Raw genomic sequence first — 13,395 nt, 5'->3', positions numbered from 1 at the left:
TACAGCAGGTAGAACGTGACCGCCTTGGCGACGATCACGAAGAGGGCAATGGCGATCGACTCACGCCGCGTCACGGACCGCCTCGGCCAGGGCGTCGAGGGTCTGCCGCATCAATGCGGCATCGTCGGCCTCGACCGTGACCCGCACCACCGGCTCGGTGCCGGAGGCGCGCAGGAAGGCGCGCCCGCGCCCCTGCACCGCCGCCTGCGCCGCGGCCAGCGCGGCCTTCACGGTCTCGGCCTCGAGCGGGCGCACGCCCGGCTGCAGGCGCACGTTGATCGTCTGCTGCGGCACCTTCTGCAGCCCGGCCAGCGCCTGGCGCAGGGTCTGCCGCGAGCGCTTGAGCACTTCCAGCACCTGCAGCGCGCTGACGATGGCGTCGCCGGTGGTGGCACGGTCCAGGCACAGCATGTGCCCGGAGGCCTCGCCGCCGAGCACCCCGCCCTGTTCGACCAGCGCCTGGTGCACGTAGCGGTCGCCGACCTTGGCGCGCAGGAACGGCACCTGCAACGCGGCCAGCGCCCGTTCCAGGCCATAGTTGGTCATCAGCGTGCCGACCACCGGGCCGTGCAGGCGGCCGCTGGCCTGCCAGCCGCAGGCCAGCACGTACAGCAGACCGTCGCCGTCGACCGGATTGCCCTGGTCGTCGGCCATCAGCACGCGGTCGCCGTCGCCGTCGAAGGCAATGCCCAGGTGCGCGCCATGCTCGCGCACGTTGGCGGCGAGGTTGTCGATGTGCATCGAGCCGACGCCGGCGTTGATGTTGAGCCCGTCCGGCGCGGCGCCGATCGCGATCACCTCCGCGCCCAGTTCGCGGAACAGCAGCGGCGCGATGTGGTAGGTCGCGCCGTGCGCGCAGTCCAGCACCAGTTTCAGCCCGCGCAGGTCGAAGCCGCGCGGCACGCTGGCCTTGCAGAATTCGATGTAGCGGCCGATCGCCTCGCGCGCACGCATCGCCTTGCCCAGCCGCTCGGACTCGACGGTGGCAAACGGCGCGTCCAGCGCGGCCTCGATCGCCTGCTCGGTGGCGTCGTCGAGCTTCTCGCCGTGGGCGGAGAAGAACTTGATGCCGTTGTCGTAGTGCGGATTGTGCGAGGCGCTGATGACGATGCCGGCGTCGGCACCGAGAGTGCGCGTGAGGAACGCCACCGCCGGAGTCGGCATCGGCCCGAGCAACTGCACGTTGGCGCCTGCCGCGACCAGCCCGGCCTCCAGCGCCGACTCGAACATGTAGCCGGAGATGCGCGTGTCCTTGCCGATCACCACGGTCGGCCGCGCGGTGCCGCCGGCGACCAGCACGCGGCCCAGCGCATTGCCCAGGCGCATCACGAAATCGGCGGAAATCGCCCCCTGCCCGACCCGGCCGCGGATGCCGTCGGTGCCGAAGTATTTGCGTTGGCTCATGCGCTGGGGAATCGGGAATGGAGAATCGGGAATCGGGAACAGCCGGAGACGTCCAGGGATCGCGACAAGCATGGGCTTGCCGCGCGATGCGGCGCACGCGCGACACCACGATTCCCCATTCCCGATTCCCGATTCCCGGCCCTCATGCCGCCTCGCTCTTCGCCGGGGCCGGCTGCCGCATCATCAGCGCCAGCAGCTCGGACAGGCGGTCGCGCAGTTCGCGGCGGTCGCAGATCTGGTCGATGGCGCCGTGCTCGAGCAGGAACTCCGAACGCTGGAAGCCTTCCGGCAGGGTCTCGCGCACGGTCTGCTCGATCACGCGCGGGCCGGCGAAGCCGATCAGCGCGTACGGCTCGGCGATGTTGATGTCGCCGAGCATGGCGAAGCTGGCCGACACGCCGCCGGTGGTGGGATGGGTCAGCACCGACACGTACGGCAGGCCGGCCTCGCGCAGGCGGCCGAGCGCGGCCGAGGTCTTGGCCATCTGCATCAGCGAAAACAGGCCTTCCTGCATGCGCGCGCCGCCGCTGGCGGAGAAGCACACGAACGGTGCGCCGATCTTCAGCGCGGTCTCCGCGGCCAGGGCGAAGCGCTCGCCGACCACCGAGCCCATCGAGCCGCCCATGAAGGCGAAATCGAACGAAGCCGCGACCAGCGGCTGGCCCTTGAGCAGGCCCTGCATCGCCACCAGCGCGTCGTATTCGCCGGTGCTCTTCTGCGAGGCCTTGATGCGCTCGCCGTACTTCTTCTGGTCCTTGAACTTGAGCGCGTCGGTCGGACCCAGGCGCGCACCGATCTCGGTCGGCGCGGTGTCGGCGTCGAACAGCGCGGCCAGGCGCGCGCGCGCGCGGATCGCCATGTGGTGGCCGCACTTCGGGCACACCTCCAGGTTCTCCTCCAGTTCCGGCCGGTACAGCACGGCGCTGCAGTTGGGACATTTCTCCCACAAGCCTTCGGGAACGCTGCGCTTCTTGCTGGGCGTGCTGTCGGTGCGGATGCCCGAAGGCATCAATTTGCTGAGCCAACTCATGCGATGTGACGATCCATTGGGCGGCCGCGAGAGCCGCAGAGGGGCGACAGTCTAACTCGGTCCCCCGGTGGCCTGCAGACGGTGGCGCATGGAGCGGCCGGGCCGGCCGGTAGCGGCGCGGCCGCCGCCAGGACGCCTGCTGCGGCCGCGCAACGCGGGACGTGCGGTAGCGTCGCCGCCATCCCGCATCGTCGACACGCAAGCGGGGGCCAGCAACGGCGCGTGCCGTCCGACCAACGATGCATGTACCGCATGCTCCGCACGCACCGCATTTGCGGCAGTGCGGCAGAACGCGAACGCCCGCGCAAGGCGGGGCGTTCGCAAACACACCAGGCGTACCTCAGCCCGCGTCCAGCGCCTGCCGCAGCGGCACCAGGAACGCCATGGCCGCCTCGCGTGCGGCCTGCGGGCTGCCGGCCTCGGCCAGCGCCGCCACCAGCGCGCTGCCGACCACCACGCCGTCGGCATCGACGGCCATGGCCTTGGCGCTGGCGGCGTCCTTGATGCCGAAGCCGGCCACCACCGGCACCGGGCAGCGCGCGCGCAACTGGCGCAGGCGATCGCCGGCGGCGCGGGTATCCAGCCGGTCGGCGCCGGTCACGCCGGCGAAGCTGACGTAGTACAGATAGCCGCGCGCCGCCTCGCACAACAGGTCGATGCGCGCGTCGCTGGTGGTCGGCGAGGCCAGCACGATCAGGTCCAGGCCGGCGTCGGCGAAGACCGTCAGGGTCTCGGCCGACTCCTCCGGCGGCAGGTCGACCAGCAGTACGCCGTCCACGCCGGCCGCCACCGCCTCCTCGGCGAAGCGCGCGGTGCCGTGGATCTCCACCGGGTTGAGGTAGCCCATCAACACCACCGGCGTGGTGGCGTCGTCGCGGCGGAACGCGCTGACCGTCTCCAGCACGTAGCGCAGGCCGGCGCCGCGCGCCAGCGCGCGCTCGGAGCTGCGCTGGATGGTCGGGCCATCGGCCATCGGGTCGGAGAACGGCACGCCCAGTTCGATCACGTCGGCACCGGCCTCGACCAGCGCGTGCATCGCCGGCACGGTCGCCTCCAGCGATGGATCGCCGGCGGTGAGGAAGGGAATCAGGGCCTTGCGGCCTTGGGTATCGAGTCGGGCAAAGGTATCGGCGAGGCGGTTCATGGAGGACCTATGCACCCCTCTCCCGCCGGGAGAGGGGTTGGAGAGGGGTTGGGGTGAGGGGAAGAGGCGAAGCGGTGCGGATTTGAGTACTGGGCTGCGCCCGTACCCGCATCCGGCGCTCCGCGCCACCTTCTCCCGAAGGAGAAGGGTAAAGCGTTACAGCGTCAGCCCCTCGCGCGCGGCGATGGTGTGCACATCCTTGTCGCCGCGGCCGGACAGGTTGCACAGCACCAGCGCGTCCTTGGGCAGTTCGCGCGCCAGCTTGATCGATTGCGCAACGGCGTGGCTCGACTCCAGCGCGGCGAGGATGCCTTCGGTATGCGCCAGCAGGTGGAACGCGGCGAGCGCTTCGTCGTCGGTGATGCCCTGGTAGATGGCGCGGCCGCTGTCGGCCAGGAACGCGTGCTCCGGGCCCACGCCCGGGTAGTCCAGGCCGGCGGACACGGAGTGGGTCTCGACGATCTGCCCGTCGTCGTCGCAGATCACGTAGGTGCGGTTGCCGTGCAGCACGCCGGGGCGGCCGGCGGCGATCGAGGCGGCGTGGCGGCCGCTGCCGATGCCGTCGCCGGCGGCCTCGGCGCCGTAGATCTTCACCGAAGCGTCGTTGAGGAAGGCATGGAACAGGCCGATGGCGTTGCTGCCGCCGCCGACGCAGGCGCTGATCGCATCCGGCAGGCGGCCGTAGTCGCGCAGCATCTGCTCACGCGCCTCGCGGCCGACGATGGCGTTGAAGTCGCGCACCATGCGCGGGTAAGGATCGGGACCGGCGACGGTGCCGATGATGTAGAAGGTGTCCTGCACGTTGGTCACCCAATCGCGCATCGCCTCGTTGAGCGCGTCCTTGAGCGTGGCCGAGCCGGAATGCACCGGCACCACCGTGGCGCCGAGCAGCTTCATCCGGTAGACGTTGATCTTCTGCCGCTCGATGTCGGTGGCGCCCATGTACACCACGCACTCCAGGCCCAGCCGCGCGGCCACCGTGGCGCTGGCCACGCCGTGCTGGCCGGCGCCGGTCTCGGCGATGATGCGGGTCTTGCCCATGCGGCTGGCCAGCAGCGCCTGGCCGATGGTGTTGTTGATCTTGTGCGCGCCGGTGTGGTTCAGGTCCTCGCGCTTGAGCAGGATCTGCGCGCCGCCCACTTCGCGGCTGAGCCGCTCGGCGTGATAGATCGGGCTGGGCCGGCCGACGTAGTGGGTCAGGTCCTTGTCGTAGGCGGCGATGAAGGCCGGATCCTGGCGCGCGGCGTCGTAGGCCGCGGCCAACTCCTGCAGCGGGCCGATCAGGGTCTCGGCGACGAAACGGCCCCCGTAGCGGCCGAAATGGCCGGCGGCGTCGGGATAGGCGTGGAAGTCGCTGACGGGGACAGAGGACATGGCGCAACCGGGGGCAACAGGACAGGCCTGCACTTTAGCGCACACGTTCCCACAGAAAAACCGATAAAGTCTGACGCAATCCGTCAGGAAAACTCACATGACCAGCACGCGCCGCCTGCCCTCGCTCAACGCCCTGCGTGCGTTCGAGGCCGCCGCGCGGCTGCGCAGCGTCGGCGCGGCGGCGGCGGAACTGCATGTCACTCATGGCGCGGTGAGCCGTCAGGTGCGGCTGCTGGAGCAGGAACTGGGGCTGCCGCTGCTGCAGCGCGACGGCCGCGGCATCCGCCCGACCGCCGCCGGCACGCGCCTGTGCGAGGCCGCCGGCAGCGCCTTCGCGCAGTTGCAGGACGCGGTGGCGGAGTTGCGCCGCCCATCGCGCCCGGCCGCGCTGGTGCTGGGCTGCCCCGGCAGCATCCTGGCCCGCTGGATGATTCCGCGGCTGCAGGCGCTGCAGCGCGACCTGCCGGCGCTGACCCTGCACCTGTCCGCGCACGAGGGCGACTTCGCCGCCGACCTGGACGGCCTGGATGCGGCGCTGCTGCTGGGTCAGGCGCCGTGGCCGGCGGACTGGCAGGTGCGCGTGCTGGCGCCGGAGCGGATCGGCCCGGTACTCAGCCCGGCCCTGCCGCAGGCACCGGCCCTGACCGCGGCCGCGCCGGCGGCACTGCAGGGACTGCCGCTGCTGCATACGGTGTCGCGCCCGCAGGCCTGGCCGGCCTGGGCCGAGGCGCAAGGCCTGGCGCCGGCGCAGTTGCGCTACGGCACCGGCTTCGAACACCTGTACTACCTGCTGGAGGCGGCGCTGGCCGGGATCGGCGTGGCGATCGCGCCGCAGCCGCTGGTCGCCGACGACCTGGCCAATGGCCGCCTGCTGGCGCCGTGGGGCTTCGTCGACACCGGCGGGCAGTGGGCGCTGTGCGCGCGGCGGGAGCAGCAGGATCCACGGGTGGAGGCGTTGGCCGGGTGGTTGGCCGGCGAGTTGCGGGAGGATCGCGGTTAGGCGTATTGCCTGGCCTGTTCGCTGGCAATTCGCGGCGCAACCGCGCTGTACAGGACGCTTGGCCGCGACGCCTGGCGTGCGCGGGAGTGGAGGTGTCTGTCGCGGCTGAAGCCGCTCTACATGGGTGGGTGGGGCGTCGAGCGCCCATCGGCGGGCGCGCGCGTCAGCCCGGCTGCGCCGGCGCGGCCAGGCGCCGCTGCAGGTCGTCGCGCAGCCGGCTCAGCTCGACCTCGGCGGCGCGCCGCTGCTGCATGCCGTCGCGGTGGATCTCGCGCACCTCCTCCACCGTGGCGATCAGTTGCTCGTGCACGTGGCGCAGCGTGTCCATGTCGATCACCGCGCGTTGGTTGGCACGCGCCGTGTCCACCGAGGCCTGCCGCAGCAGGTCGGCGTTGCGGCGCATGATGTCGTTGGTGGCATCGTCGATGGCGTTGGACAGCACCACCGCGTTCTGCTGCTCGTGCAGCGACAGCTGGATGGCGAACTGGCGCTTCCACGACGGAATGGTGATGTCGCGGACGGTGTTGAACTTCTCGATCAGTTGCAGCGCGTTGGCCTGGATCAGCCGGATCATCGGCAGCGCCTGCTCGGCCGCGTGCTGCATCACCTGCAGGTCGCCGACGCGTTTGTCGAGCAGGCGCAGGGCGGTATCGATCTCGGCGCGCTGGCCGCGCGCCTGCGGATCGTCCTGGCCCGCCAGCGCCAGGTGCTGTTGCTGCAGTTCGGCCAGGCGCAGCTTGCCGGCAGCGACGTGCAGGCCCAGTTCGCGGCGCTCGGCCTGCGCCATCTGGTGCATGCGGTCGAATTCGCCCACGCGCTGGCCGAGGTTGGCCTGCTGCGCGCCGACGTCGCGCAGCAGTTGTTCGATCTGCCGGTTGGTGTCGCTGAACTTCTGCACCAGTTCGTCCTTGGACGCGCGCAGGCGATCGATCAGGCCGCCGATCAGCGGCACCCGCGAGCGCTCGCCGAGCTGGTCGAGCTTGAGCGCGCGCGCGATCCGCACCACTTCGCCGAGCTTGTCGCCGCTGGCCTCCAGGTCGCGGTTGCGGACCTGGTCCAGCAACTGGCTGGAGAACGCGGCGGTCTGCGCGGCGACCTCGGTGCCGAACAGGTGCAGGCTGCCGGGCGTGAGTTCGCGCAGGCCCTGCGCCAGCGCCGCGATCTGCGCACGATCGTCCGGCACCAGGCCGAGCGCCTTGAGCTCGGCTTCGTCGGGTTGCAGCGGCAGGCTCTGCGGCGTCAGCGGGTGTTCCTGGGTCATCATGGTTCTCCTTCGATAGCGATTCGCGGCGGCGGCGCAGGCTCAGCGCAGTCTAGCCCGCATGGCCTGCAGTTCGGCCAGGATGTGTTGGTGCGCCTGTGCGGCGCGGGCCACGTGGTCCCTGCCCTGCGCTGCCTGCGGCGTGACGGCGGCCTGGCGCCAGGCCGGCAGCAGTACGTCGCGGATGTTCCTGTAGCGTTGCAGCAGGTCCTCGCCCTGCTGTTGCAGCAACCGCCATTGCGCCGCTTCCAGGCGCCAGGCGGCGGCGAGGCGGCGCAAGTGGTCGAGTCGCTGGTTCCAGGCCTGCGCCAACGCCGGGTCGGGCGTCGGCGCCGCGGCGATCCAGCGCTCGAGCGCGGCCACGCCGGCCTCGGCGACGCCGGCGCTTTCGGCATATGCCTGGCCCGCGTGCCGCAGCGCCTGGGCATGCGCATCGGCGCGCAGCAGGACCACGCCCAGTTGCGCCTGCAGGGTCTCGGCCTCGGCCTGGCGCTCCAGGTCGCGGCCGAGCAGACGGCCGAGCAGGCTGCTGTCGCGGCGGATCCGCCGCGGATCGCGCGCCTGCAGTGCGTGCTGGATGCGCTCCAGCTCCTGCACCAGTGCCGCGCCGGCGTCCGGCGCGGCGGCGCGCGCGGCCAGGGCCTGTGCGACCGCCTCGAGCAGCGGCGCCGCGTAGCCGGACGCGGCCTGCGCGTCGTTCGCCGCGGGCGGCGACACCGGCGGCTCGGGCAGCGCAGGAGCGGCGCGCGCGCTCACGCCGGGCCGGGTTCGGGATCGTCGCTGCGCGCGGCGCCCGCGTCGCCATAGAAATGCCGCGCCAGCGCTTCGTCGAGCTGGCGTTCGGCCAGCGTGCGCGGCCGCCGCACGCGCGGCTCCGCTTCCGGCGCGGACGGCTCGCGCAACGACGCGCGCAGCGCCTCTGCCAGCGCGGTCAGCGCCTGCCCGGCCTGCGCCTGGCCCTCGTGCGAGCGCGCGAGTGCGTCCAGCAAGGGCTGCAGCGCGGGCGTGACCGATGCTTCCGTCGGCGCAGGCGCGGCCGGCGTGGTCACAGGCGTGGCGGGCGGCGCTTCGCGCTCGCGTTCGGCCAGCACCTGCCGCAGCAGCGCAAGAAGTTGCTCCCAGCGTGCCGGTTCCGGACTCGGCTCGGCACGCAGCCCCTGCAGGCCGCCTGCGATGTCCGCCAGCTGCGCCACCATGCGCCCGCCGACATCGGCCTCGTCGGCGCCCATCGCCTTGTTGCGCAGGAAGTCGCGCTTGATCTGGTCCCAGCGCGCCTGTTCCTCGGCGCCCATCGCGCCGCGCAACTCGGCCAGCTTGAGCAGGTTCTCCTCGGCGCCGCTGGTCAGCAGTTGCGCCTCGCCCAGGTAGTGGTCGGAGATCAGCTGCTGCAACTCGGCCTCGTTCATCACCGGCGAGACCTTCTCCGCCAGCTTGTTCATGTTGCGGTAGCTGCCCTGCAGCCGGAACGGCGGCTCGGTGCGGTAGCGATCGTCCTGCGCGGCGCTGGCGATGTACTGCTGGTTGACCTTGTACACCACCTCGCGCACGCGCAGCAGGCGCTGCAGCGTGGCCACGATCTCGTTGATCTCCGCGCCGCTGTAGGCATGGCTGAGCGCGTTGCCGGAGATCTCCTTGCCGCGCGCGCGATCCACCAGCAGGTACAGGTCCGCCAGCTCGCGCGTGGCCAGCGACGCCAGCACCGGATTGGAGGTGAGCGCGTTCTCGATGTAGCTGAGCAGGAACGCCTCCTCCATGCCGCCGAGCACGTCGCCCAGGTTGTAGATGTCGGCGCGGTTGGCGAGCATGTCCGGAATCTTGAACACCTCGCCGGACTCGGTGTACGGATTGCCGGCCATCACCACGCAGAACTTCTTGCCGCGCATGTCGTAGGTGCGCGTGCGCCCCTTCCACACGCCCTCGATGCGGCGCGTGCCGTCGCACAGCGAGATGAACTTCTGCAGGAATTCCGGGTGCGTGTGCTGGATGTCGTCGACGTACAGCATGGTGTTGTTGCCCATCTCCAGCGCGAGATTGAGCTTGAGCAATTCCTGCCGCGCGGTGGCGTCCGGCGCCTGCGCCGGATCCAGCGAGCGCACCGCGTGGCCCAGCGCGGGACCATTGATCTTCATGAAGACCAGGCCGAGCCGGCTCGCGACGTACTCCATCAGCGTGGTCTTGCCGTAGCCGGGCGGCGAGATCAGCATCAGCATGCCCATCAGGTCGCTGCGCTTGTTCTCGCCGACCGTGCCCATCTGCTTGGCCAGGTTGTCGCCGATCACGCCCAGGTAGACCTCATTGATCAGCTTGTTGCGCACGAACGAGGACAGCGGCCGCGGCTTGAACTCGGACAGGCGCAACTGCTCGCGCTCGCGGGCGATGACCTGCTGGCGCAGTGCCTGGTACTGGCGGAAGCCGGGCACGAACACCTGCTCGTGGTGGCGCAGGCGCGCCAGGAAATCGTCGATGGCCAGGCGCAGGCGCCCGCCTTCGATACGCGGATGTTCGCCGAGCAGGCCCTCCACCGTGGCCATCAACGCCACCTCGCTGGCGCGGCTGCGCAGCCGCGGCGCCAGCAGCGCGATCGCCACCGCCTCGGGCGCGTAGCCGGCGTGGACCGCGAAGCGCGGATCGTGGCACAGGCCCTGCACCCACTGGCTGGCCTGCGTCCAGGCGGCGCCAAGCTTGCCGCGCACGCGTTCCAGGCCTTGCTCGAACTGCTCGCGCAGCCCGGCCTCGGCCAGCCGCGCATGCAGCGCATCGAGCAGTTCCCGCGCATGCCGGCTGAACGGAAAAGTCGGTTCGCCCTGCGCCAGTTCGGCCGCCAGGTAGGCGGCGGCCGCCCGCGCCTGGGCGGCATCGAACGCAAGCCCTGCGTCCTCGGCGAAGCGGTCCATGGCCTGCGCCATCTCGACCTGCAGCGCGTCGCGGCCGTCGCGCGCGCCGAACAGGCGCGCGATCGCATCGACGCCGGCCTGGCGCGCGACCCACGCGGCCACCTCCTCCTCGCGCTGGCGTTCGGCCCAGAACGCCAGCGCCAGCGCGCGCGCGGCCGGGGCGTGCATCAGCGTGCCCGCGGCCTGCTGCAAGGGCAGCAGCGCCTGCAGGATGCGCGTGGCGTCGTGGTCGTGGATGCCGCGCTCGTAGCCCTCGCGGTAGCGCGGCGCGGCGAAGTCGCGCACGCTGCGCGCCAGCGCGTCGGGTGTGGCCGCCAGTTGCGCCAGCGCATCCAGGCTCAGCCCCTCCTCGCCCGCCAGCGCCGCTTCCAGCATGCGCCCGGCCAGGTATTCGCCGCGGTACAGCGTGGGCGATTCCGAATCCAGCGCCACCTGCCAGTAGGCGCGGGTGGCGTCCAGCGCGGCGTCCTGCAGCGGCTCCAGGTAGTCGGTGCCGGTCAGATGCAGCGCCAGTCCGTCCTCGCGCGGCAGCAGGGTCAGGTCCAACGCTTGCGTGTTGACGCTGAAGCGGTGCCGCGGACCCAGCCGCACCACGTTGCCGCCGGCCTCGAACAGCTCGCTGCGGTCGCGCAGCGCGCGCACCGCCTGGTCGCGCACGCCCTTCAGCCGCGCCTCGACGTCGTCGGCCTTGACGCTGTCGCGGTAGCCGCGCAGCCGCTCGGCCAGTTCGCGCAGCTTGAGAATCAGCGGGTCGCCGGCGAAGAAGGCGTTGAGTTCGTCGGCGTTGGCGAAGCGCTCGGTGCGCCGCGGCAGGCCGTCGAGGATGCGCGAGGCCGCGTCCAGCAAGGAGCGCGCCTTGCGCTGGCGGTCGTCGAGCAAGGCCTGCTTGTGCGTCTCGAACGCCTCGACCAGTTCCTCGCGCTTGCTGAGGATGTCGCCGAGGAACTGCTCGTGCTCGCCGAACTGGCTCTCCAGTTCCTCCAGTTGCACCATCAGCCGCGACAGTTGCTCGTCGGCGCGCTCGGGATCGGTGGACAGCGCCAGCGCGCTGGTGATCGCCTGGCCGAACAGCGCGAACTGCGCGCCGAACTGGGCCACGGTCTCGGCCGAACCCAGGCTCTTGCGGCGCTGCTCGGCACGCGCACGCGCCTGGTTGAGCCGCGCGTAGACTTCGGACAGGGCCTCGACCACGCGGGTGCGCTCGGTGGCGTCGTCGACCTTGAGCCCGGCCATCAGTTCCGAAAGCAGGTCCAGGTCGGCCGACATCGCCTGCATCGCCTGCACCTGCTCGGACAGCGCGCGCGCGGTCGCCGCCGCCTGCGCCGCCGCGTCCAGCTCGGCCAGGCGCGCGTGCAACGGCGCCAGCGCGCTTTCGCTGCCGAGGAAACGCCCGGTGGCGGCGCCGACGGTGTCGTGGGCCTGCTGCAGCGTCGCGCCCATCGCATCGATCGCATCGGTGTCGATGTAGCGGTACTCGCGGATGGTCAGCAGATGGCCGCGCTGTGCGGCGATGGCGTTGAGCGGTTCGACGAACTCCTGGATGCTGTTCCAGTTCTCCGGCTGCAGCCGCGCCAGCAGCGCCTTGTGCGCAGCCGTGGCCTCGGCCATGGCCTGGTCGGACTGCTGGCGGATCGACAGCACCTTTTCGTATTCGTCCAGCACCGCCTCGCCGGTGGCGCTGATGCCGCGCAGCACGCCGGCCAGGTCGCCGCAGTGCGCGTCCTCCAGCCAATGGTGCGCGTCGAACAGGCGCCGCGCGTCCTCCACCAGCAACTGGTAGCGCTGCACCGACACCTCGTCGCGGTCGATCGCGCGCGCCAGCCCGAACAGGCTGGAGATGCCGCGCACCAGTTCGGCATTGCCGATGCGACCGAGGAAGGTGTTGCTCGGCGGGCGCCTGGCAGCGAACTCGTCGCTGCTGAAGGGAGTCTGCCAGACCTGCATCGGATGGATCCGGGTCGGCTCGCTGCCCTCGGCATGGAACAGCACCATGCGCCCGTCCTGCAGCAACGCATAGCCATGGCCGAACACCGGGTTCTGCAGCGCGCGGCGGATGGTGTTGTAGACGAACAGCGCGGACTTGCCGCCCTCGCGCTCGTAGAAGATGTACAGCACGTCCTCGCCGTTGGGCGAGCGGATCGCGCGCTTGAACTGCATCCCGTCCATCGCCGCGTCGAACGCCTTGTGATCGCCGTTCTGCAGGTAATAGCCGCCGGGAAAAATGATGCCGTGGTCCTCGGGCAGCTGCACGCAGGCCTGCACGATGGCATCGTTGCGCACGATGCGGCCGCTGAGCGTGTTGTAGATCAGCCCGCGCCACTGCGTCTCGCGATACGGCAGCACCTTGAGCAGGACCAGACTGCCGACCCGCGCGAAATCGAACTGCGCATCATCCAGCGACTGGGTCTTGTCCTCCACCGGTTCGCTGTAGATGCCCTGTCCGGTCTCGGTGTTGTTCTCGACCTTGATGGTCAGATCGCCGCCGATGGTCTCCACGAACAGGGTATCGAGGATGTTCAGATGCGAATGGCGCCCGTTCACCGCCATCTCGCGGGTGGCGCGGGTCCATTCGAAGTCGAACGGCGGCGGCAGCGCGATGTCGCGTTCGCCGCGCGCATCGATGTAGGTGAGCGCGCCGTCGCTGTCCTGCGCCCAGCGGAATACGCGCACGTCGCTGCTGCGCTCGCCGATCTGGAACGCCGCCAGCAGCTTGCCGCCGATGACGATCAGTTGCAGCAGCCGGGCGTGCTTGTAGTAGGCGTACAGCTCGCCGAAGTCGTGCACGAAGCCGGCCTGGCCGAGGAAGCTGCCGGCCAGGTCGATCGGGCTGACGTCGTAGCCGTCGGCGCCCTCGACCAGCCGGTACAGCCCGAACACGTCCTGCACGCGGGTCTGGTTCTTGAGCCCGAGGAACACGTTGTAGCCGAACAGCAGCAGGTCCGGCCCGACCTGCACGATGTCGCGGCCGACGCAATTGTGCTCGGTGCGGATGCGGAAGCGGCCGTCCACCTCGAGACGGCTGTCGCCGAACTCCTGCAGGCGCTGCCGGTTGAGCGCCTCGACCGCGTCCTGCAGCCGCGCGCCCTGCTCGACCAAGCGCTTGCGCAGCACGTCGTAGGCGCCGCCCTGGGCGACCGCCTGGTCGACCTGGCTGGGCGCGTCGCCCTCGGGCTGGGGATCGGTCTGGGATTGGGGAGGTGTTGCCATCGTCGCGGCTCCTGCCGGCTTGCGGGGGATCGGCGCATCGCGCCGCGCGCCCGCCACGGGTTGCGACGACGCGCCACCGTC

General features: G+C 71.0%; 8 protein-coding genes. 1 reads left to right on the top strand and 7 read right to left on the bottom strand.

Annotation, left to right across the window (positions count from 1 at the left end; translation table 11 throughout):
• Nucleotides 1-60: 60 nt before the first annotated feature.
• The 4 genes from glmM to trpB all read right to left on the bottom strand — a co-directional run bounded on the left by glmM (nucleotide 61) and on the right by trpB (nucleotide 4,952).
• Nucleotides 61-1,404 (bottom strand): phosphoglucosamine mutase, encoded by a 1,344-nt coding sequence (gene glmM / locus SLW52_RS04765; RefSeq protein WP_152236077.1) that lies wholly within the window; start codon nucleotides 1,402-1,404, stop codon nucleotides 61-63.
• Nucleotides 1,405-1,546: 142 nt separating this feature from the next.
• The gene (accD, locus tag SLW52_RS04760; protein ID WP_017909810.1) at nucleotides 1,547-2,434 is read right to left on the bottom strand and encodes an acetyl-CoA carboxylase, carboxyltransferase subunit beta; all 888 of its coding nucleotides are present in this window, start codon (nucleotides 2,432-2,434) and stop codon (nucleotides 1,547-1,549) included.
• Between the two features lie 340 nt (nucleotides 2,435-2,774).
• A complete protein-coding gene (gene trpA, locus SLW52_RS04755; RefSeq protein WP_320739287.1) occupies nucleotides 2,775-3,578 on the bottom strand; it encodes a tryptophan synthase subunit alpha in 804 nt (267 codons plus the stop codon).
• A 156-nt stretch (nucleotides 3,579-3,734) separates the two neighbouring features.
• Nucleotides 3,735-4,952, bottom strand: a complete 1,218-nt coding sequence (trpB, locus tag SLW52_RS04750; protein ID WP_150409858.1) for a tryptophan synthase subunit beta — start codon at nucleotides 4,950-4,952, stop codon at nucleotides 3,735-3,737.
• Between the two features lie 97 nt (nucleotides 4,953-5,049).
• Between trpB and SLW52_RS04745 the strand changes: the two genes are divergently transcribed.
• Nucleotides 5,050-5,952: a LysR family transcriptional regulator gene (locus SLW52_RS04745; protein ID WP_320739289.1), complete on the top strand. Its 903-nt coding sequence runs from the start codon at nucleotides 5,050-5,052 to the stop codon at nucleotides 5,950-5,952.
• Nucleotides 5,953-6,115: 163 nt separating this feature from the next.
• On the opposite strand, the gene SLW52_RS04740 is transcribed toward SLW52_RS04745, so the two are convergent.
• From SLW52_RS04740 to SLW52_RS04730, 3 genes are read right to left on the bottom strand one after another with little or no spacing between them, the layout of a single operon-like run.
• Nucleotides 6,116-7,213, bottom strand: coding sequence for a toxic anion resistance protein (locus SLW52_RS04740; RefSeq protein WP_320739290.1), 1,098 nt, complete (start codon nucleotides 7,211-7,213; stop codon nucleotides 6,116-6,118).
• A gap of 42 nt (nucleotides 7,214-7,255) precedes the next feature.
• The gene (locus SLW52_RS04735; RefSeq protein ID WP_267093793.1) at nucleotides 7,256-7,969 is read right to left on the bottom strand and encodes a hypothetical protein; all 714 of its coding nucleotides are present in this window, start codon (nucleotides 7,967-7,969) and stop codon (nucleotides 7,256-7,258) included.
• Entirely contained in the window at nucleotides 7,966-13,314 is a 5,349-nt protein-coding gene (locus tag SLW52_RS04730) for a DNA repair ATPase (RefSeq protein ID WP_320739291.1), read from the bottom strand. The genes SLW52_RS04735 and SLW52_RS04730 overlap by 4 nt, the downstream gene beginning before the upstream one ends.
• Nucleotides 13,315-13,395 lie beyond the last annotated feature (81 nt).

This window comes from Xanthomonas sp. LF02-5 (genome assembly GCF_034105325.1).
Lineage (GTDB): Bacteria > Pseudomonadota > Gammaproteobacteria > Xanthomonadales > Xanthomonadaceae > Xanthomonas_A > Xanthomonas_A sontii.
This window is presented reverse-complemented; position numbering and strand designations above follow the sequence as displayed.

What these genes read in the sequence shown, in the direction of transcription:
- SLW52_RS04730 (WP_320739291.1), bottom strand. Translation starts at nt 13,314, where the DNA reads ATGGCAACACCTCCCCAATCCCAGACCGATCCCCAGCCCGAGGGCGAC.
- trpB (WP_150409858.1), bottom strand. Translation starts at nt 4,952, where the DNA reads ATGTCCTCTGTCCCCGTCAGCGACTTCCACGCCTATCCCGACGCCGCC.
- accD (WP_017909810.1), bottom strand. Translation starts at nt 2,434, where the DNA reads ATGAGTTGGCTCAGCAAATTGATGCCTTCGGGCATCCGCACCGACAGC.
- SLW52_RS04740 (WP_320739290.1), bottom strand. Translation starts at nt 7,213, where the DNA reads ATGACCCAGGAACACCCGCTGACGCCGCAGAGCCTGCCGCTGCAACCC.
- trpA (WP_320739287.1), bottom strand. Translation starts at nt 3,578, where the DNA reads ATGAACCGCCTCGCCGATACCTTTGCCCGACTCGATACCCAAGGCCGC.
- SLW52_RS04745 (WP_320739289.1), top strand. Translation starts at nt 5,050, where the DNA reads ATGACCAGCACGCGCCGCCTGCCCTCGCTCAACGCCCTGCGTGCGTTC.
- glmM (WP_152236077.1), bottom strand. Translation starts at nt 1,404, where the DNA reads ATGAGCCAACGCAAATACTTCGGCACCGACGGCATCCGCGGCCGGGTC.